Below are 19340 nucleotides of genomic sequence, written 5' to 3' on the forward strand. Positions count from 1 at the left end.
TTACTGCGCTAAATCGTCTAGCTTCATTTGTACAACAGGTGATGTACCCAATTGCTGTGCTTGAACATACGCTTCACGCGCAGCAGCAGAGTCACCTTGTTGTAAAAGAATGTCACCGCGAAGCTCTTCAACTTTCGCTTTCCAGCTTTCTGCTGTGACTTTATCTAGCTCTGCCATCGCTTGAGCAAATTTTTGCTGCTCAGCATAAATGCGAGCAAGACGAGTTTGCGCTAGAGGAAGAATAGCTTCATCTGACGTTTGTGCGATAGCCCAGTTTAGCTGTTCTGCTGCGGCATCAAGCTCACCTTTTTGAACTTGAGCTTTTGCTAGCTGTAACGAAGCCAGTACTGAATATTGGCTACTTTCGTGACCCGCAATGAAAGCTTTAACGTCAGCAACGGCTGAATCGTTACCACTTTCTAGCGCTGTCATCGCTTGCGTATACGCATCAGAGGCTTGCTCTTTACCTGCTTGGATTTCACCTTGGTAAAAACGCCAGCCGTAAAGACCACCCAGACCAATCACAGCACCTAGAACAACGGCTTTACCGTTTTCTTTCCACCACGATTTAATCGCTTCAACCTGTTGTTCCTCGGTCTCGTAGACGTCCACTTCCTGTCCTCTCTTAAATCAATTCTGCAAGCTTCGCAGCGACTTCATTCTGTGCCATTGTTACTTGCTCGCCACCGCGTAGATCTTTGACTACAACCGTGTTGCTGGTCATTTCATTTTCGCCCAGCACAAGCGCAACAGCTGCACCGACATTATCGGCACGTTTAAATTGCTTCTTAAAGTTACCGCCACCAAAGTGAGTCATCACTCGTAGGCCGTGCACTTCTTCGCGTAATTGTTCAGCTAGCTTCATACCAGCCATACGAGCACCGTCGCCCATAGTTACTACATAAGCATCCACTGAACGACGAACATCTGTCAGCTCAAGTGTTTCCATTAGTAGAACAAGGCGCTCAATACCCATAGCAAAACCAACAGCAGGGGTAGCTTTACCACCTAACTGTTCAACCAGACCGTCGTAGCGACCACCAGCACACACAGTGCCTTGTGCACCTAGGCTTTCAGTCACCCACTCAAATACAGTACGGTTATAATAATCTAAACCACGTACAAGTCGCTCATTTACTTGGTATTCGATGCCAGCAGCGTCTAATAGTTCACACAAACCAGCAAAATGTTCTTTAGATTCTTCACCTAAGTATTCAGATAGCTTAGGTGCGTCTACCAAGATCGCTTGAACGTCTGGGTTTTTAGTGTCTAGCACACGTAGTGGGTTAGTGTGCATGCGACGCTTACAGTCATCATCAAGAACATCAATATGCTGTTCTAGGAATGCCACTAATGCCGTGCGGTATTCAGCACGATCTTGTAGGGAACCAATCGAGTTCAGTTCTAGACGTACATGTTCAAAAATACCTAGCTCACGCCAGAAACGCGCCATCATCATGATCAATTCTGCGTCAATGTCTGGGCCGTTTAGGCCAAACACTTCAACACCAAATTGGTGGAATTGGCGGTAGCGACCTTTTTGTGGACGCTCATGGCGGAACATTGGGCCTGTGTACCACAGACGCTGTTCTTGGTTGTATAGCAGGCCATTTTGAATGCCTGCACGTACACAACCCGCTGTACCTTCAGGGCGCAGTGTCAGGCTATCGCCATTGCGGTCGTCAAAAGTGTACATCTCTTTTTCAACAACATCGGTCACTTCACCGATAGCACGCTTAAATAGATGCGTCGATTCTACGATAGGCATGCGGATTTCGTTGTAACCGTATGCACTTACTACGCGTTTAATCGTATCTTCCACTTTGTGCCAAAGTGGAGATTGTGTAGGTAGGCAGTCGTTCATGCCTCGAATTGCTTGAATTTGTTTCGCCACGTTTATTCTCGTTAACCGATGGGGAATTGAATCGAATATATAGGTATTGAAGGAAATAGTGAACCGCCTGCCGCATTACAGCAGGCGTTTTAGCTTATTTCTCGACTTCTTGAACGTTAATACGGTTATTAACGTCTAAAATTGCTGCTTTTGCACGGATCTTATTTTCTAGCTGGTCGATGATATTGTCGTTATCAAAACGCTCTTTTTGACGAAGGCCGTCTTCATAAAAAGCACTCTTACGATTACTACCCGCAACCCCAAGGTGAGACACTTCTGCTTCACCTGGGCCGTTAACCACACAACCAATCACAGACACATCCATAGGAATGGTGATGTCTTCTAAGCGCTGCTCAAGTTCATTCACTGTACCAATCACATCAAACTCTTGACGTGAACAGGTTGGACAAGCAATGAAGTTAATGCCGCGAGAACGGATACGCAATGATTTTAAGATATCAAAGCCGACTTTGATTTCTTCCACTGGATCGGCTGCAAGCGAAATACGTAATGTATCGCCAATACCTTCAGACAATAGCATGCCAAGGCCGACAGCTGATTTGACGGAACCGGCTCGCGCACCACCCGCTTCAGTAATGCCTAAGTGAAGAGGCTGCTGAATTTGAGCGGCTAATTTACGGTAAGAGTCTACCGCGAGGAAAACATCAGAGGCTTTCACACTGACTTTGAATTGATCAAAGTTAAGGCGGTCAAGAATATCAACATGACGCATCGCAGATTCGACCAGCGCATCAGGTGTTGGCTCTCGGTATTTCTGTTGGATCTCTTTCTCTAACGAGCCACCATTAATACCGATTCGAATTGGAATGTTTTTATCACGCGCACAATCAACCACAGAACGAATTCGGCTTTCATTACCGATATTACCTGGGTTAATACGAAGACAATCCACACCGTACTCTGCAACTTGAAGCGCGATACGGTAATCAAAGTGAATATCGGCCACTAGAGGAACATTCACTTGCTGTTTAATCAACTTGAATGCTTCAGCCGCATCCATCGTCGGAACAGACACACGAACGATGTCTGCACCCACCTTTTCAAGTGCTTTAATTTGTGCAACGGTCGCGTCTACATCGGTAGTACGGGTGTTTGTCATCGATTGAACGGCGATTGGAGCACCGTCACCAATGGGTACGTCGCCCACATAAATACGTGTGGACTGACGACGTTTAATCGGAGATTCGTTATGCATTGCTCTTACTCTATTACTGCGGCAGTTTCAATCGTGCGACTTTACCAGCAGGATAAATACTTAAATCTACCTGCTCGCCTTTATAGTGCATTTTAACAACACCAGGCGCACCTAGCACTATCTTATACGGGGCTGTGCCATTCAAATTCAGGGTTTCACCCGCCTTTTTAATGCCAGTCTCTAAACGCTTACCTTTGGCATCACGAATATCAATCCAGCAATCCCCACTGAATGTTAGGGCGAGATCAGTATCTGGCGCCACTTGTGATGTTGCATCATCCTCAAGCGTCACTTCTTCTAATACTTCTTCTGCCATGTCTGGGGCTTGTGCAATCACAGGTTCTGGCGAGAACGTCGCTTTAAGCTCAGGGAGGGTTGCAGGCTCAGTAACAGAAGACGGTAATGATGACGCAGCTGTCGTTTGAACCGTAGTTGCTTGGCTGGTTTCAGGCAATAAAGCTGAATTATTGGCCGCAGAGGCATCAGATGCTGGCGTTGAATTAGCTGGCGGCATGAGTGTATTCGCATTAGCCAGCGACTCATCCAGCGGTTGTGCTGTAGAAGTCACCGATACAATCTCAGCTTCTTGGCTGATTTGTTGGCTTTGCCACCACCACCATGCTGTTAGCCCAACAAATACGGTGCCCAGCACCCATGTTAGGCTCATGATGCGGTTATCATGCTTCTCACGTTTAGTGCGACGTGAAAAACTTTGCATTTCTTGCTCTTTCGGTTGCGCGTGGCCCAGCTTATCAAGCTGGCCCAGTAATTCATCTTCGTTTAAGCCCACAAATTTCGCGTATGAACGAACATAGCCACGTGTAAACGTGGCCGATTGTGCAGCTTCAAAGTTGTTGTTCTCGATATCATCGATAACCGTCTGGCGTAAACGTAAGCGACTGGCAATATCTTTTTGTGAGTAGCCTTGCTCCTCACGAGCCTGACGCAGTACATCCCCTGGACGCATTACTTCTTCATTTTTTTGCGTTTCGTTCTGTTCAGTCTTCATTGGCTAGATAGTTCTGATATTGCTGAGAGTCTGGAAACTGCTCTTGTAGCAAATCGGCATATTTTTCAGCTTGAGTCAGCCTTCCCGACTGTTGCTCTAGCTGAATGAGTAACGATAAGCTATCGGCTTTGTACCCATATCTCTTGTTAAACGTAAATAACAACACTCGCGCATCTTTGTAATTCTTCGATGCAATATTCAATTGCGCAAGCTGTAGTAATGATCTGGCTCGTTGTGGGTCGTGTGCTAAAGCGCGTTCAAAGTAAAACCTCGCTTTTTCATCTTCACCTTGTTTCAGGCGACACAAACCCGCATTTTCGTAACTTGCTGACGTTAAATAATAATAAGGCTGTTTGATTGCACGTTCAAATGCATCAATGGCTTCATCATAACGCCCTTGTCCACACAAGAATACACCATAGTTATTACGGACATCGCCATTTTTTGGTGAATCTTTGAGGGCTCGCTTGTACATGGCTTCAGCTTTGTCACCTTCATCCACTTTTTGATAGTAATACGCCATCGCATTCTGCGCGCGGTAATACTTAGGGGCATAGGTTAACGCTTGCTCAAGATTTTTTCGAGCTCGCTGCCACTGGCCTACCTCTAGATAGCTTAACCCTAGTGCGATCCGTGCTTCTGATGCTTCAATGCTATCAAACGCTTTTTCGCCAGAGCTTTTCTTCGGATCAACGGTAACGCAGCCAACAAGAAAACCACACAATACAAGTGCTAATGTTAATCGAGCCATAATATCATCCTACTCACGTCCATGTTGAGAACAGTTGGCACACAAGCAGGGTACTCTGTGTCCACTAATGGCCCTTTAAGTCTATCAATAACGAAAAAAGGCCAATAGTATCAGGCGATAACTGTTGTCAGGTGATGGTATCTGACTTAGCTCGATAAACACATTAGATTACAGTTTTAGACTGCTTTTACTGGAATTTGTTCACCTTTTTGCGCTTTACCTTGGGTACGTTTTGTGCGGTCAATCACATCACCAACAAGCTGACCACATGCTGCGTCGATATCGTCACCACGCGTTTTACGCACAGTAACCGTAAAGCCGTATTCCATTAGCGTTTTCATAAAGCGATCAATACGAGAATTGCTCGGCTTTTTGTAAGGTGAACCTGGGTATGGGTTAAATGGGATCAGGTTAATCTTTGATGGGGTATTTTTCAGTAACTCGCCCAACTGACGTGCGTGATCCATGTCATCATTAACATGATCAAGCAATACGTATTCGATAGTCACACGGCCACGGTTTGCATTGGATGATTCAATGTAGCGGTGAACCGACTCAAGGAAGGTTTCAATATTGTAACGATCGTTGATTGGCATGATGCTTGAACGTAGTTCATCAGTCGGCGCGTGCAAAGAAATTGCCAATGCAACATCAATGTTACCCGTCATTTGATCAAGACCGGACACAACACCCGATGTCGATACGGTGACACGGCGCTTAGACAGACCAAAGCCTAAATCATCTAGCATGATTTCTAATGCTGGGATCAGGTTTTTCATGTTCAACAACGGCTCACCCATACCCATCATTACGATGTTGGTAATTGGGCGACGGCCGGTTTCTTTCTCGATACCGATTTCTTTCGCTGCACGCCATACCTGACCAATAATTTCAGATACGCGTAAGTTACGGTTGAAACCTTGCTGTGCCGTTGAACAGAATTTGCATTCCAATGCACAACCCACTTGAGAAGAAACACATAGCGTTGCACGATCTTCATCTGGGATATAAACCGTTTCAACGTCTTGATCACCAACACGCATCGCCCATTTAATGGTGCCATCGCTTGAATGTTGCGCTTCAGAAACCACAGGGGCACGCACTTCAGCTCGCGCCTTTAACTTCTCACGTAGCTTCTTGTTGATGTTCGTCATATCGTCGAAGTCATCACAACCGAAATGGTACATCCACTTCATTACTTGATCTGCACGGAATGCTTTTTCGCCAAGCTCTTCAGCAAAATATTTACGCAGACCTTTGCGATCGAAATCCAGTAGATTAGTTTTAACAGTTGTCATCGGTTGTTGCCTCATATAATTCATGACGAATTCTGCGCCTTGAGCACCCACTTAAAAATAAAATATCAGTAGTGTGCGACAGGACATTGTTTAAGGCGCGAAATTGTACAGGCTTTATTACTGGGTTTCCACTTAATAGCTTTCACACCCTGCTGCTCTTGCCCCTTCTATGGCTCCCTATTTTAAGGATAAGCGTAAAAAGAAAACGGGAGGCTAAAATAGCCTCCCGTTTTTCCAATCACATTAACTATGCTGTTAGCTGCGAGGGTAAACCTCATCTTCCGCGAAGAAATAAGCAATCTCACGCGCTGCTGATTCAGGGCTATCAGCGCCATGAATCGAGTTGTGGCGTAGGCTAAGTGCGTAGTCCGCACGAATAGTACCGCAAGCAGCTTCTTCTGGGTTGGTTTTACCCATCAATTCACGGTAACGTTCAACAGCTTGCTCACCTTCAAGCACCTGTACCATGACAGGGCCTGATGTCATAAAGGCGACAAGATCAGCAAAGAAAGGTTTTTCTTGATGCTCGGCATAAAAGCCTTGAGCTTGCTCTTCTGTTAGGTGCAACATTTTAGCAGCAACAATCTTAAAACCCGCTTTTTCAATACGATTATAGATTGCGCCAATTAAGTTACGCTTAACTGCATCTGGCTTTACGATTGAGAATGTTCTTTGAATTGTCATTATTATTCTTCCTTTTGAAACTACTTAATCCTGTTGTCGTACTACAACAGTAATGCTGCGATATTCGCAACCCCTAATCCTGTCGCACCTGCGGCCCAGCGGGCATTCGGACTGTCGTTGAAGCAGGCTGCTAAGTCGAAGTGGATCCAGCTTGTATTCTCGTTATCAACAAAACGAGATAAGAAACCTGCGGCATTCGATGCGCCGCCCATACCACCACCTTTTTGTACCCGACTGTTCGCCGTATCAGCATAGTGAGATGGGCACTGACTTTGATGCCATTTCTCCAGAGGCAGAGGCCATGCAGGCTCGTTAACCAACTCCGAAAGCTGCTGAGCTTTCGCCAGTAGTGATTTATCTAAACCGAAAATTGCATTGTAATCACTGCCAACAGCCATCATAGCTGCGCCGGTTAAGGTAGCCGCATCAATCACTAATGGCGCTTTGGTTTCATTGGCAGCAATCAAACCATCTGCAAGAACCAAACGTCCTTCTGCATCAGTATTCACTACTTCAACGGTTACGCCGTTCTTGTACGTTAACACATCACCAAGCTTATAGGCATCGCCTGCAATTAAGTTTTCGGCGCAACATAAGATCAACTTCACACGTTGACTCAAACCTTGCTCAATCGCATACCCTAATGCCGCTGTCACTGTTGCAGCACCGCCCATGTCGCACTTCATGGCAACCATACCCGCGCTCGGCTTGATACTGTAACCACCTGAATCAAAGGTAATGCCTTTACCCACTAAGCATGCAGATACAGGTGCATCTGGGTTACCCGTTGGGTTGAAATCTAGCGTTAGCATCACAGGTGGACGGCTACTTGCACGACCAACACTGTGGGTGCCAATCCAGCCTTTTTCAAGCAGCTCATCACCAACGACAAGCTGATGGCTAATGTTATCGCCATCGATCTGATTCAGGAATTCAATCGCATCATTGGCCAGTTTCTCTGGGTACATATCTTCTGGGGTTGCGTTTACAACCTGACGTACCCAATCCGCACTGCGACGACGCGCATTCAATAATTCAAGTTCGTCTTCATCAACCGAGGCCCATTTCAGCTCAATAGGCTTAGAGGTTGCTGCAAAGCCACAGTAAAATGCCCATTGCCGCTCGTAGCTCCAGCCTTCACCTTCAAGTGCCACTTGGGTTGCCCCTTGCGCTTGTAAAGTACGACCGGCTTGTTGAATGCGACGAAGAGGGTAATCGCCTGCGAAGTGAATCGCGGCACCTTCGCTTTGAAAGGCAACAAGCGCGTTGTCACCCCAAGCACCTGAATAGGTATCAGATGATAATGTAATCCTTAACATAATGTGCTGTCTCTACTTTCTATTTCTACACTGGGTAGCGGCTTGCGTTTTAGGCTGTACAGCAATATACCGTCATGACTGTACAGCCCCACAATGTGTATTTTATAGCGGCGATTATTCTGCCGTTTGTTCTACTCGCTCGTCATCACCTAAGATGTTAGCCAGTGTACGTACACCCATACCCGTTGCGCCCGCAGACCACTTGTCGTTCGCGCTCTTACGGTAAGTACCGCTACAGTCAATGTGCATCCAACCGTTTTGGTAATCTTCAACAAAGTAAGATAAGAATGCCGCAGCTGTACTTGCACCAGGCAAGAAATCACCTTGTGAGATATTCGACAAGTCAGCAAAGTTAGATGGCATCATGTTACGGTGCATTTCAGCCAATGGCAGTGGCCATAGGCCTTCCATTTCTTCGCTTGCTGCCATAAGTGCACGCTGAGCCAGATCATGGTCAAAACTAAATAGTGCGTGGTAATCATTGCCCAGTGCGTTTTTCGCTGCACCCGTTAGGGTTGCACAGTCGATGATCATTTCAGGTTTTTGTGAGCTCGCATAGATAAGGCCATCTGCCAACACTAAGCGACCTTCCGCATCGGTATTTAGAATCTCGACTGTTTTGCCATTTTTGTAAGTGATCACATCGCCCAATTTAAAAGCACGACCTGAGATCATATTTTCAGCACAACATAGGATCAGTTTAATACGCTTGTTGGTACCACGCGCAATCGCAAGTGCTAAGCCACCTGTCGCCATTGCCGCCCCACCCATATCGGCTTTCATTGCAGACATGCCGCCCGATGGTTTCAAGCTGTAACCGCCTGAATCAAATGTAATGCCTTTACCCACAATGCAGGTATGAACAGGTGCGTCTGCATCACCGGTTGGGTTGTAGTCGAGACGAAGCATCGCAGGTGAACGTTCGGAACCACGGCCTACGGTGTAAGTACCCATCCAGCCTTCATCAATCAAATCGTTGCCTTTCACGATTTTGTAAGTCACGTGATCTGGTGCCAATGATTTAATGAACTCACCAGCGCGTGATGCTAATTGAGATGGACGTACCACTTCCGCAGACTGGTTAATCACTTCGCGTACCCAGTTAGTCGCTTGAATACGGGCTTGCAGTTCAGCCTCATCAGCTTGTTCTAACGTCGGCCATTGCACTTCGCTAGTCGATTTAGAGTTACGGTGACCTTGAACAAACGCCCAAATGCTTTCTAGTTCCCAGCCTTCGCCAGAAAGGGTTACTTGTTTGATCCCTTGCCCATCAAGCTTACGGCCAGCACGTTGTACTGCTGCCAGTTGGTTATCGTCTGGTACATGTATGGTGGTCCCTTCAGCATCAAATGATACTAGAGCGTTACCCCCCCACTTTGCATCAGCGGGCTCTTGAGATAAGAAAACAAGCATATTGGCAGACATGTAAAACTCCTTGGGTTCTGTTCCAATCTAGTAGATAGCGCAATAGATTCAGCGCGGTAACGTCATTACGTATGTTATGGGGCTGTTAGCGCAGGTTTGCAAGATGAAAAAATATTTAGATACAACAAAGCGGACCAAAGGCCCGCTTTCTATCAAATTTGTCGATACTTTGCCCTGTCTACTGAAGATAAACAAGTTAGAGCCATGAAACTAAGAGCAAGATCGACTTGTTAAACTTCAGATAAGTAAGGTTAATCTGCTTCTTCAATCCAATACATTTGGACCGCTTCTAATACGCGTTCATTGCAATGGCTAGGATCATCATCGAACTCATCAAGTGCCATGATCCACTCGCACAAGTCAGTAAAACGTACCGTATGGGGGTCTTGCTCTGGGTATTGTTCACAAAGTGCAATCGCAATTTCAAGCGAATCTATCCATTTCAAACTCATCTTCACTCCTTGTTTCTTTATACCAATCTGGATAAGTCAGTATTGAGGTTATTACGCAGGTTAGATAGGTATGACTACGCTAGATAAAAATATAGCCCCCCTATCAGACTATTGCTGTGCAACAGTTAACAGGAGGGCTATATTCATTGTCACTTTGTCTGCTAAAGCAGATTTTGTGATTAGTGTTGTTCCGATGCTAGGTTTAGCGTGTATTTCGGAATTTCCACAACCAAGTCTTCTTGGGCAACTTTCGCTTGGCAGCCTAAGCGTGATTCAGGCTCAAGACCCCATGCTTTATCTAGCATGTCATCTTCTAGTTCATCACTTTCATCCAACGAATCAAAGCCTTCACGCACAATCACGTGGCAAGTTGTACATGCACATGACTTTTCACACGCATGCTCAATTGCAATACCGTTCTTCAGTGCTACATCCAGTACCGTTTGGCCTTCTTCAGCTTCCAGTACTGCGCCTTCAGGGCAAAGATCTTCGTGGGGTAATACAACAATTTTAGGCATGCCTAAACCTCATCAATAGATTGACCAGCCAATGCCTGACGAATAGATTGGTCCATTCGGCGTGAAGCAAATTCTTGGCTAGCTTTGTCTGTTTTCTTAATACCATTTTCAATTGCACGTACATCAGTACCTTGGCGCAATTGAACCAATTCCATCATCACAGCTTCCAACGCATCACGCTCTTCCTTCGACAGTAACGTATCACCGTCTTGAGCCAAGGCTGCGATAAGTCCTTCTAATACACGATCCGCTTCAACTTGTTGTTCCGCGAGCGCTCGTGCATCTTTATCGTCTTGTGCGTAGGTCATTGAATCACGAATCATAGTCGCGATTTCATCATCACTTAAACCGTAAGACGGCTTAACTTGAATAGAAGATTGTACACCGCTGCTCTTTTCCATCGCAGTGACTGACAGTAAGCCATCAGCATCTACTTGGTACGTCACACGGATATGAGCAGCACCAGCCGCCATTGCAGGAATACCACGTAATGTAAAACGTGCTAATGAACGGCAATCGCTCACCATTTCACGTTCACCTTGTACGGTATGCACTGACATCGCTGTCTGACCATCTTTGAACGTGGTAAATTCTTGCGCACGTGCCACAGGGATTGTTGTATTACGAGGGATGATTTTTTCAACCATACCGCCCATGGTTTCAATACCCAGCGACAGTGGGATCACATCCAATAACAGCATTTCAGTGTCAGGCTTATTACCCGCTAAAATATCAGCTTGAATAGAGGCACCAATCGCAACCACTTTATCAGGGTCAATGGTTGTCAGTGGTGTTTTACCAAAGTAGTCACCCACCATGTCACGCACCAATGGCACACGAGTAGACCCGCCAACCATTACCGTTTCAATCACGTCTTCACTTTCAACGTCGGCATCACGCAGTGCACGGCGGCAAGCCATTAGGGTCTTTTTCACTAATGGTCGAATAAGCTCATCAAACTGCTCGCGTGAGATTTCACCCTGCCAACCAAGGACATCAATCGCAACGCTATCGCTCGCTGATAATGCAATCTTGGCGTCAGTAGCTGCATCTTGCAAGATACGACGTTGCTGTGCAGTTAGGTCTTCACCCAAGTTTGCTTGAGTAACAATCCACTCTGCCAATAGGTGATCAAAATCATCACCACCGAGTGCCGAGTCACCGCCTGTGGCTAATACTTCAAACACACCTTTTGATAGGCGTAAGATCGAAATATCAAAAGTACCACCACCTAAGTCATAAACAGCAATCACGCCTTCTTGGCCAGAATCTAAGCCGTACGCAATCGCAGCGGCTGTTGGCTCGTTCAGTAAGCGTAATACATTCAAACCCGCCAGTTGCGCTGCATCTTTGGTGCCCGCTCGTTGCGCATCATCAAAATAAGCAGGTACAGTGATCACCACGCCTTCAAGATCACCGCCAAGTGTTTGTTTTGCACGCTCGGTTAGTGTCTTAAGAATTTCAGCAGAAACCTGAATTGGGTTAACCACACCATGACGCGTTACCAACTGTGGTAAACCGTTATCAGTTGCAGTGAACTGATAAGGTAAATGTGGGTAACGTTGCTCAATATCCGCCAAAGAACGACCCATCATGCGTTTTACCGAAATGATAGTGTTCTCTGGATCTTGTTGAGCGAATGCTTTCGCTTCATGACCCACTAATGCTGCTTGCTCTGCGTAATGAACAATTGACGGCAGTAATGCTCGGCCGTTTTCATCCACAAGTGTTGTGGGTTCACCGCTGCGAACCGCAGCAACTAATGAATTTGTCGTACCCAGATCAATACCCACCGCAAGACGGTGTTGATGCGGTGCAGCGCTTTGACCTGGTTCAGCAATCTGTAACAGTGCCATGGTGATTCCTGTTTTTAATCTAGTAACGTCTCTTCCAGACGCTCAACTTCATCACGAAGCTTATCAATAAACTTAAGCTTTCGCACGGCATCCGCCGCGTCATTCCAATTACTCTCAGACAATAACGTCTCCAGTTGGGCCAACTGTGCTTTATAGAGCTTTTTAGTCTGCTGCTCAAAATCAAATAAAGCATCAATAGGGTTGCTGGCCTCTGGGATCTCTTCAAGCTCTTCACGCAGTTCCATTTGCTGCATTAGAAACGTGGGATCTTGCAAGGTTTTATGCTCGCCACGGATATCGACACCGCGCTCGGAAAGCATGTACTCTGCACGAGAAATTGGTTGCTTGAGTGTTTGGAATGCATCGTTAATTTGAGCGGCTTTTTGTACTGACATCAGGCGATCGCGCTCTGAAGCCGTAGCAAAGTTATCAGGATGGAAACGACGCTGTAGTTCGCGGAACTGGTGTGAAAGAAGGCTACCATCCAAGTCAAACTGGAAAGGTAGCCCAAATAATTCGAAATGATTCATATCGCATCTAGTATCAGTAAAATGCGCAGTAAAAAGTGGGATGATTCACACTTTGTACTACGCATAGAAAAGGCGATTATACGTTGAAACTCTCGCCACAACCGCATTCGCTCGATACGTTCGGGTTGTTGAACTGGAAGCCTTCATTTAAGCCTTCTTTGGCAAAATCTAGCTCAGTACCATCAAGGTAAACAAGGCTCTTAGGATCGATGATCACTTTAACCCCTTGCTGTTCAAACACTTGATCGCCTTCATCGAGTTCATCAACGAATTCGAGCACATAGGCCATTCCTGAACATCCTGAAGTTCGGACGCCGAGACGAAGGCCAATGCCTTTACCACGGTTTTCTAAGAAAGTAGCTACGCGACTTGCTGCCGCTTCAGTAATAGTAATGGCCATGTACAACAACCCTCAACGGAATTAATTTTCTTCGTGTTTCTTTTTGTAATCAGTTACAGCTGCTTTAATTGCATCTTCTGCAAGAATTGAGCAGTGAACTTTTACAGGCGGTAACTCAAGTTCTTCAGCAATCGCTGAGTTCTTGATTGATGCAGCTTCGTCTAGTGTTTTACCTTTAACCCACTCAGTAATCAGTGAGCTAGAAGCAATTGCAGAGCCACAACCGTATGTTTTGAACTTCGCATCTTCGATGATGCCTTCATCAGTAACTTTAATTTGTAGCTTCATTACGTCGCCACAAGCTGGTGCACCCACCATGCCGCTACCAACGCTTTTATCGTTTTTATCAAATGAGCCCACGTTACGCGGGTTCTCATAATGATCGATGACTTTTTCACTATATGCCATGATAATTTCCTCGAATGCTATATGACCGCAAAGATTAGTGGTGTGCCCACTCAACAGTATCTAAATCTACACCTTCTTTGTACATGTCCCAAAGAGGCGACATCTCACGCAGTTTTTCAACTGCAGTGCTGATTTGATTTACTGCGTAATCAATTTCTTCTGCTGTCGTGAAACGACCAAAAGAGAAACGGATTGAGCTGTGAGCTAACTCATCGTTCAAGCCAAGTGCACGTAGTACGTACGAAGGCTCTAGGCTTGCAGATGTACATGCAGAACCCGATGATACCGCTAGGTCTTTTAGCGCCATTAGCAGTGATTCACCTTCAACGAATGCAAAACTTACGTTTAAGTTGTTTGCAACGCGTTGCTCTAAGTCACCATTAATTGTTGTTGCTTCGATGTCTTTGATGCCATCAAGTAAGCGTTGACGCATTGCAGCAGCGTGAGCACGATCCTGCTCCATCTCTTCTTTTGCAATACGGCATGCTTCACCCATACCCACGATTTGATGCGTTGCTAGCGTACCTGAACGCATACCACGTTCATGGCCGCCACCGTGCATTTGCGCTTCTAGGCGAATACGCGGCTTACGACGTACGTACAATGCACCAATCCCCTTAGGGCCGTACAATTTGTGCGCAGACATCGAAATTAAATCAACTTTCATTTCTTGCACGTCGATTGGCAATTTACCCGCAGATTGTGCTGCATCAACGTGGAAGACAATTTTACGTTCGCGACATAATTCGCCAATTGCTGTGATGTCTTGGATCACACCAATTTCGTTATTCACGTGCATGATAGACACTAGGATGGTGTCTTCACGCAGTGCATCACGCAATTTCGCCATGTCGATCAGGCCGTTTTCTTCCGGCTCAAGGTATGTCACCTCAAAACCTTCACGCTCTAGTTGGCGACATGGATCTAAAACAGCTTTGTGCTCTGTTTTACACGTAATGATGTGCTTGCCTTTTTTATGATAAAAGTGCGCAACACCTTTAATTGCTAAGTTATCAGACTCAGTTGCACCCGACGTGATAACAATTTCACGAGGGTCAGCATTTAGAAGATCCGCAATTTGTTCACGCGCGTTGTCTACCGCTTCTTCTGCCTGCCAACCGTAACGGTGAGAGCGCGAAGCTGGGTTACCAAAGCAGCCGTCCATTGTCATGCACTGCACCATCTTTTCGGCAACACGTGGATCAACAGGACAAGTAGCGGAATAATCTAAATATATAGGCAATTTCATTTTCATCTCCGAAAACACGGACAGCTAGTCTCTAGGAGCGGACATCGACACCAATGGTGGCGTTATCGTGTTGTTTTTTATTTACTAAATTCGACTTCGCAACGGTGTTTTGTAAATACTGATCTTGACGGTCAGAGATAGCTTGAACATCGTTGTCTTTCATCAGCTCACCGAGCGTGATGTTGTTTAAAAAGCCACTAATGCGTGAACTTAAATCGTGCCATAACGTGTGGGTTAAACAGCGGGCTCCGCCCTGACAGCCACCTTTACCGTGACACTTAGTCGCATCTACTGACTCATCAACAGCCGCGATAACCATACCGATAGCAATGTTGTTCGCTTCTTCACCAAGGCGGTAACCACCACCGGGACCACGAACACTTGCGACTAAACCGGCTTTACGCAACCGTGAAAAAAGCTGTTCTAAATATGACAGCGAGATACCTTGGCGCTCTGAAATATCAGCCAAAGGCACTGGGCTATCTTGGGAATGCAAGGCGACATCAAGCATCGCTGTTACTGCATATCTTCCTTTTGAAGTCAATCTCATAACACACCGCTACCCACTCATGTATATGGGAGCAGTTTTGCATACCTGACTAAAACAGTCAAGTATATACCCGACCAATTCAGTCAGGTATTTAACCCTTTGCTATGTAGGTCTACTTTTCGCGAGAAGCTAACGATTTCTCAACTGAAGAAAGGATACCACGCAGGATATTTAACTCTTGCTGCTCAGGGCGAGCACGGTTAAATAAACGGCGTAATTTATTCATCACCATACCAGGATGGTTTTTATTGATAAATCGAGTTTGACGAGTCACTTTTTCAAGGTGTTCATAGAACATTTCGAGTTCTTTCGCACGAGGGTATTCAACCTCTTGCGTTTCACCTTTGTATTTTTCAGCTTCTAGGTGCGCCATGCGAACCTCGTAGCTAATTGTCTGCACCGCCATCGCTAAATTCAGTGAGCTGTATTCAGGATTTGCAGGAATGTAGACATGACAGTGACATTTCTGAAGTTCTTCGTTGGTCAGGCCGGTACGTTCACGGCCAAATAGAATAGCAACAGGGTGTGAATTCGTTTCTTCAATCGTCTTGATACCACACTCACGTGGATCTAGCTGAGGCCATTCCAATGTACGTGAGCGAGCACTTGAGCCAATCACTAAACCACAATCGGCGATTGCTTCATCAAGGGTGTTGACGATTCTGGCGTTCTCAACAATATCCGCCGCCCCTGCAGCAAGGGCAATAGACTTCTCATCGATCTCACAAGCAGGATCGACAAGGACAAGATTTGTTAAGCCCATCACCTTCATCGCTCTGGCAGCAGAACCAATATTTCCAGGGTGGGATGTACCAATTAAAACAACGCTGATTTTATCTAACATGGCGTAGCAATTTTCCGACGTTTTGTTAAAGCCGAGGGATTTTAGCACAGCCATTTTGAAAGTGGGGAAAACATGTAGATTCAATCAACATTATTATCAGAATTATGCATTAATCCCTGCTGCTATATTCCTTTTCTGCTTTTAGCACGCACATAGACCGAATAAAAAATAACCACTTCCATTTTCGCACGGCTCTGTTATACTCGCCGCCGCTTTTTAGTTCTTTAACATCCGTTGGGAAGATCCTATGCATCCGATGCTAAACATCGCCATTCGTGCTGCACGAAAGGCCGGTGACCATGTCATGAAATCACTAGAGAAGCCTCAATCAATTGAGGTTGCTGAAAAAGGTAATGACGTAGTTACCAATATCGATCTTGAAGCTGAAGCTCTCATCATCGAAACAATTCTTAAGTCTTACCCTGATCACTGCATCATTGGTGCAGAGACTGGTACTAAAGAAGGCCGTGACAAAGAATGTCAGTGGATCATTGACCCAGTGGATGGCACCAAAAACTTCGCACGAGGTTTGCCTCACTTCGCTATCTCAGTAGCACTACGCATGCGTGGCCGTACTGAAGTAGCTGCCGTTTACGACCCAGCTCGTAACGAACTATTCACAGCTACACGTGGTTCTGGCGCTCAATTGAACAGCCAACGTCTACGTGCAACTCAACCGCGTAACCTTGCAGGTACTATCCTTGCAACTGGTCTACCGTTTGCTGCTAAGCAACATTCTGAAAGCTACCTGAAAATCCAAAGCGCTCTATTCGTTGAGTGTGACGATATGCGTCAAATGGGTTCAAGTGCTCTAGATCTATGTTACCTAGCTGCTGGCCGTGTTGATGGCGTTTTCAAACTAGGCCTTAAGCCTTGGGAAATTGCTGCTGGCGAACTAATCGCTCGCGAATCTGGTGCTATCTGTACAGACTTCACTGGTAACACTAACTACATCACGTCTGGCAACATCGTTGCTGGTAACGCACGTGTAGTTAAGCCAATGCTTGCTAAAATCCGTGAACACGGTAGCGATGCACTGACTAAGTAATCTTTGATTACTCACAAAATTCGAAGCCCTGCACATTGTGCGGGGCTTTTTTTTGCTCTTAATTGAACAATTACAGTAACGACACTATAGATAACCTGATCTAGCACTTATAAAACATCATACTGATTATGTAGAATATGCGCTTATTTCATGTTTCTGTAGGTTACTGTTATGCCATCACTTTTCTCGCGCACCCTGCCCCTTTCTTCTATCGCTATTATTTGCACTTCACTATTAAGCGGCTGCGATAAACATTACGAAACCGTAGATGCAATTCCTTTTGCTGATCAACACTTCCGTAGCTGTGTATTAGAAGCCGACGAACAGTATTCCGAGGATATTACCGAGCTTGATTGTGATAACAGCGATATTAAATCTGTCGATGAGCTGAAGTACTTCGAAAACTTACGTGTACTCTCACTGAAAGATAACCAGCTAACGGCTGTCAACCTAAGCAACAACCCAGAATTACGTGTAGTAAACCTAGCGGATAATGAAATTCAAACATTAGATCTGAGTGAAAATGAAAACTTACGCCGTCTGGTTATCACAGAAAACGAACTAGAAACGCTCGATATTAGCGCTAACCCTAAGTTAGAAAAATTACTGGCAGGCAATAATCACTTAGAGCGTGTCGTGTTGAGTAAAAAAAGTCGTTTAACACGCCTTGCGCTACCCTCCAACGAGCTCACAACTTTGGATTTAAGCACAGCGACCGAACTTGAACTACTGAATGTGATGGACAATGAACTCACTGAATTAGATCTCAGCCACAACACCAAACTAACGACCTTAATTGAACAAGGGAATAAAATGAATGGTGGCAAGCAACGCCCTGCCAGTGAGTGGGCTAACTAAGCTAAGTCATATCTACATTGTCATACAGACAAAAAAAACGGTGCCACCTGGGCACCGTTTTTATCAGTCAGCATCACACACCACTAAGGCATGGATTCAAACTCTTCACCTTCTTTCTCAACTTGCGGTGGCATTAGGTGTTCACGAACAATACCTAGTTTCAGAGCAAGTGCAGAAGCCACGTAAATAGACGAGTAAGTACCTACCACGATACCAATCAGCAATGCTGTCGCAAAGCCGTGGATCATAGTACCGCCTTGCAGGAATAGCGCGATAACCACAAACAAAGTAGTACCTGAGGTAATCAAGGTACGACTGAGTGTTTGAGTGATCGAGTTATTCATAACATCAGCAGAATCACCTTTACGCATCTTACGGAAGTTTTCACGGATTCGGTCAAAGACAACGATGGTATCGTTGAGCGAGTAACCGACCACAGTCAGCAAGGCTGCAACTATGGTTAAATCCACTTCAATTTGTAAGAACGAAAAGATACCAATAGTGATGATGATATCGTGCGCCAGTGCAAGTACCGCACCCGCTGCCAGACGCCATTCAAAACGCATAGAAACGTACAGTAAGATACAAAGCAATGAAGCGATAATGGCTAGGCCGCCCGCTTCTGCTAGCTCATCACCCACATTTGGACCAACGAACTCAATACGACGCATTTCTACGTTTTGCTCTGTTCCCACTTTCAGCGCATCAATGATTTGTAGACCCAGCTTCTCACCTTTTAAGGTTTCACGAGGCTGAAGACGTACAAGTACATCACGTGCTGTACCGAAGTTTTGAACAATCGCATCACCAAAGCCCGCTTTTTCAAGCGACTCACGGATCAAACCTAAATCAGCAGGCTGTTCAAAGCCCACTTCAATCAAGGTACCGCCAGTGAAATCAAGGCCCCAGTTAAGCTTCTTAGTCGCAACCGTGCCAATTGCTACTGCAATCATCACCAGTGATACAAAGAAGGCCACTTTTGACCAACGCATAAAGTCAATGGCTTTACCCGTTTGCATTAATTGATACAT

General features: G+C 45.6%; 21 protein-coding genes. 2 read left to right on the forward strand and 19 right to left on the reverse strand.

Annotation, left to right across the window (positions count from 1 at the left end; all coding sequences use genetic code 11):
* The 18 genes from L4C35_RS08555 to trmJ form a co-directional block, all read right to left on the reverse strand.
* Complete coding sequence (locus L4C35_RS08555; RefSeq protein WP_428462492.1) at positions 1 to 612, reverse strand: YfgM family protein; 612 nt, start codon at positions 610 to 612, stop codon at positions 1 to 3.
* 13 nt (positions 613 to 625) lie between these two features.
* Positions 626 to 1894, reverse strand: a complete 1269-nt coding sequence (gene hisS, locus L4C35_RS08560) for a histidine--tRNA ligase (protein ID WP_428462493.1) — start codon at positions 1892 to 1894, stop codon at positions 626 to 628.
* A 94-nt stretch (positions 1895 to 1988) separates the two neighbouring features.
* Positions 1989 to 3110: a flavodoxin-dependent (E)-4-hydroxy-3-methylbut-2-enyl-diphosphate synthase gene (gene ispG / locus L4C35_RS08565; protein ID WP_428462494.1), complete on the reverse strand. Its 1122-nt coding sequence runs from the start codon at positions 3108 to 3110 to the stop codon at positions 1989 to 1991.
* Positions 3111 to 3123: 13 nt separating this feature from the next.
* The gene (gene rodZ, locus L4C35_RS08570) at positions 3124 to 4119 is read right to left on the reverse strand and encodes a cytoskeleton protein RodZ (RefSeq protein ID WP_428462495.1); all 996 of its coding nucleotides are present in this window, start codon (positions 4117 to 4119) and stop codon (positions 3124 to 3126) included.
* Complete coding sequence (gene pilW, locus L4C35_RS08575) at positions 4109 to 4870, reverse strand: type IV pilus biogenesis/stability protein PilW (RefSeq protein WP_428462496.1); 762 nt, start codon at positions 4868 to 4870, stop codon at positions 4109 to 4111. Before pilW ends, rodZ begins: the two co-directional genes overlap by 11 nt.
* Before the next feature lie 176 nt (positions 4871 to 5046).
* Positions 5047 to 6168 carry a dual-specificity RNA methyltransferase RlmN gene (rlmN, locus tag L4C35_RS08580; protein ID WP_428462497.1) on the reverse strand — a complete coding sequence of 374 codons (1122 nt, stop codon included), beginning with the start codon at positions 6166 to 6168 and terminating at the stop codon, positions 5047 to 5049.
* Positions 6169 to 6423: 255 nt separating this feature from the next.
* Positions 6424 to 6852 carry a nucleoside-diphosphate kinase gene (gene ndk, locus L4C35_RS08585; protein WP_428462498.1) on the reverse strand — a complete coding sequence of 143 codons (429 nt, stop codon included), beginning with the start codon at positions 6850 to 6852 and terminating at the stop codon, positions 6424 to 6426.
* A gap of 41 nt (positions 6853 to 6893) precedes the next feature.
* Positions 6894 to 8171 (reverse strand): aminopeptidase PepB, encoded by a 1278-nt coding sequence (pepB, locus tag L4C35_RS08590; protein ID WP_428462499.1) that lies wholly within the window; start codon positions 8169 to 8171, stop codon positions 6894 to 6896.
* Positions 8172 to 8285: 114 nt separating this feature from the next.
* Positions 8286 to 9596 (reverse strand): aminopeptidase PepB, encoded by a 1311-nt coding sequence (pepB, locus tag L4C35_RS08595; RefSeq protein ID WP_428462500.1) that lies wholly within the window; start codon positions 9594 to 9596, stop codon positions 8286 to 8288.
* A 251-nt stretch (positions 9597 to 9847) separates the two neighbouring features.
* Positions 9848 to 10048 carry a Fe-S cluster assembly protein IscX gene (iscX, locus tag L4C35_RS08600; RefSeq protein ID WP_428462501.1) on the reverse strand — a complete coding sequence of 67 codons (201 nt, stop codon included), beginning with the start codon at positions 10046 to 10048 and terminating at the stop codon, positions 9848 to 9850.
* A gap of 179 nt (positions 10049 to 10227) precedes the next feature.
* Positions 10228 to 10566 carry an ISC system 2Fe-2S type ferredoxin gene (gene fdx / locus L4C35_RS08605; RefSeq protein ID WP_048898103.1) on the reverse strand — a complete coding sequence of 113 codons (339 nt, stop codon included), beginning with the start codon at positions 10564 to 10566 and terminating at the stop codon, positions 10228 to 10230.
* A gap of 2 nt (positions 10567 to 10568) precedes the next feature.
* Positions 10569 to 12422: a Fe-S protein assembly chaperone HscA gene (hscA, locus tag L4C35_RS08610; protein WP_428462502.1), complete on the reverse strand. Its 1854-nt coding sequence runs from the start codon at positions 12420 to 12422 to the stop codon at positions 10569 to 10571.
* A gap of 14 nt (positions 12423 to 12436) precedes the next feature.
* On the reverse strand, positions 12437 to 12952 hold the full coding sequence (gene hscB, locus L4C35_RS08615; RefSeq protein WP_428462503.1) for a co-chaperone HscB: 516 nt from the start codon (positions 12950 to 12952) through the stop codon (positions 12437 to 12439).
* Between the two features lie 76 nt (positions 12953 to 13028).
* Positions 13029 to 13352: an iron-sulfur cluster assembly protein IscA gene (gene iscA / locus L4C35_RS08620; RefSeq protein WP_048898100.1), complete on the reverse strand. Its 324-nt coding sequence runs from the start codon at positions 13350 to 13352 to the stop codon at positions 13029 to 13031.
* Between the two features lie 21 nt (positions 13353 to 13373).
* Positions 13374 to 13760, reverse strand: coding sequence for a Fe-S cluster assembly scaffold IscU (gene iscU, locus L4C35_RS08625; protein WP_428462504.1), 387 nt, complete (start codon positions 13758 to 13760; stop codon positions 13374 to 13376).
* 34 nt (positions 13761 to 13794) lie between these two features.
* The gene (locus L4C35_RS08630) at positions 13795 to 15009 is read right to left on the reverse strand and encodes an IscS subfamily cysteine desulfurase (protein ID WP_048898098.1); all 1215 of its coding nucleotides are present in this window, start codon (positions 15007 to 15009) and stop codon (positions 13795 to 13797) included.
* A 31-nt stretch (positions 15010 to 15040) separates the two neighbouring features.
* A complete protein-coding gene (gene iscR, locus L4C35_RS08635) occupies positions 15041 to 15559 on the reverse strand; it encodes a Fe-S cluster assembly transcriptional regulator IscR (protein WP_428462505.1) in 519 nt (172 codons plus the stop codon).
* A gap of 112 nt (positions 15560 to 15671) precedes the next feature.
* Entirely contained in the window at positions 15672 to 16403 is a 732-nt protein-coding gene (trmJ, locus tag L4C35_RS08640; RefSeq protein WP_428462506.1) for a tRNA (cytosine(32)/uridine(32)-2'-O)-methyltransferase TrmJ, read from the reverse strand.
* Positions 16404 to 16650: 247 nt separating this feature from the next.
* Here trmJ and suhB point away from each other — a divergent pair, with 247 nt between their 5' ends.
* A complete protein-coding gene (suhB, locus tag L4C35_RS08645) occupies positions 16651 to 17451 on the forward strand; it encodes an inositol-1-monophosphatase (RefSeq protein ID WP_428462507.1) in 801 nt (266 codons plus the stop codon).
* Between the two features lie 171 nt (positions 17452 to 17622).
* Positions 17623 to 18309 carry a leucine-rich repeat domain-containing protein gene (locus L4C35_RS08650; protein WP_428462508.1) on the forward strand — a complete coding sequence of 229 codons (687 nt, stop codon included), beginning with the start codon at positions 17623 to 17625 and terminating at the stop codon, positions 18307 to 18309.
* An 83-nt stretch (positions 18310 to 18392) separates the two neighbouring features.
* Here the strand turns inward: L4C35_RS08650 and secF are convergent, their stop codons facing one another.
* Positions 18393 to 19340: a protein translocase subunit SecF gene (secF, locus tag L4C35_RS08655; protein ID WP_428462509.1), complete on the reverse strand. Its 948-nt coding sequence runs from the start codon at positions 19338 to 19340 to the stop codon at positions 18393 to 18395.

The organism is Photobacterium kagoshimensis, from assembly GCF_050337045.1.
GTDB classification, from domain to species: Bacteria; Pseudomonadota; Gammaproteobacteria; order Enterobacterales; family Vibrionaceae; genus Photobacterium; species Photobacterium kagoshimensis.

What these genes read in the sequence shown, in the direction of transcription:
- iscA (WP_048898100.1), bottom strand. Translation starts at nt 13,352, where the DNA reads ATGGCCATTACTATTACTGAAGCGGCAGCAAGTCGCGTAGCTACTTTC.
- suhB (WP_428462507.1), top strand. Translation starts at nt 16,651, where the DNA reads ATGCATCCGATGCTAAACATCGCCATTCGTGCTGCACGAAAGGCCGGT.
- hscA (WP_428462502.1), bottom strand. Translation starts at nt 12,422, where the DNA reads ATGGCACTGTTACAGATTGCTGAACCAGGTCAAAGCGCTGCACCGCAT.
- hscB (WP_428462503.1), bottom strand. Translation starts at nt 12,952, where the DNA reads ATGAATCATTTCGAATTATTTGGGCTACCTTTCCAGTTTGACTTGGAT.
- pilW (WP_428462496.1), bottom strand. Translation starts at nt 4,870, where the DNA reads ATGGCTCGATTAACATTAGCACTTGTATTGTGTGGTTTTCTTGTTGGC.
- iscX (WP_428462501.1), bottom strand. Translation starts at nt 10,048, where the DNA reads ATGAGTTTGAAATGGATAGATTCGCTTGAAATTGCGATTGCACTTTGT.
- iscR (WP_428462505.1), bottom strand. Translation starts at nt 15,559, where the DNA reads ATGAGATTGACTTCAAAAGGAAGATATGCAGTAACAGCGATGCTTGAT.
- L4C35_RS08630 (WP_048898098.1), bottom strand. Translation starts at nt 15,009, where the DNA reads ATGAAATTGCCTATATATTTAGATTATTCCGCTACTTGTCCTGTTGAT.
- trmJ (WP_428462506.1), bottom strand. Translation starts at nt 16,403, where the DNA reads ATGTTAGATAAAATCAGCGTTGTTTTAATTGGTACATCCCACCCTGGA.
- L4C35_RS08650 (WP_428462508.1), top strand. Translation starts at nt 17,623, where the DNA reads ATGCCATCACTTTTCTCGCGCACCCTGCCCCTTTCTTCTATCGCTATT.
- secF (WP_428462509.1), bottom strand. Translation starts at nt 19,340, where the DNA reads ATGTATCAATTAATGCAAACGGGTAAAGCCATTGACTTTATGCGTTGG.
- pepB (WP_428462499.1), bottom strand. Translation starts at nt 8,171, where the DNA reads ATGTTAAGGATTACATTATCATCTGATACCTATTCAGGTGCTTGGGGT.
- iscU (WP_428462504.1), bottom strand. Translation starts at nt 13,760, where the DNA reads ATGGCATATAGTGAAAAAGTCATCGATCATTATGAGAACCCGCGTAAC.
- pepB (WP_428462500.1), bottom strand. Translation starts at nt 9,596, where the DNA reads ATGTCTGCCAATATGCTTGTTTTCTTATCTCAAGAGCCCGCTGATGCA.
- rlmN (WP_428462497.1), bottom strand. Translation starts at nt 6,168, where the DNA reads ATGACAACTGTTAAAACTAATCTACTGGATTTCGATCGCAAAGGTCTG.
- rodZ (WP_428462495.1), bottom strand. Translation starts at nt 4,119, where the DNA reads ATGAAGACTGAACAGAACGAAACGCAAAAAAATGAAGAAGTAATGCGT.
- fdx (WP_048898103.1), bottom strand. Translation starts at nt 10,566, where the DNA reads ATGCCTAAAATTGTTGTATTACCCCACGAAGATCTTTGCCCTGAAGGC.
- ispG (WP_428462494.1), bottom strand. Translation starts at nt 3,110, where the DNA reads ATGCATAACGAATCTCCGATTAAACGTCGTCAGTCCACACGTATTTAT.
- ndk (WP_428462498.1), bottom strand. Translation starts at nt 6,852, where the DNA reads ATGACAATTCAAAGAACATTCTCAATCGTAAAGCCAGATGCAGTTAAG.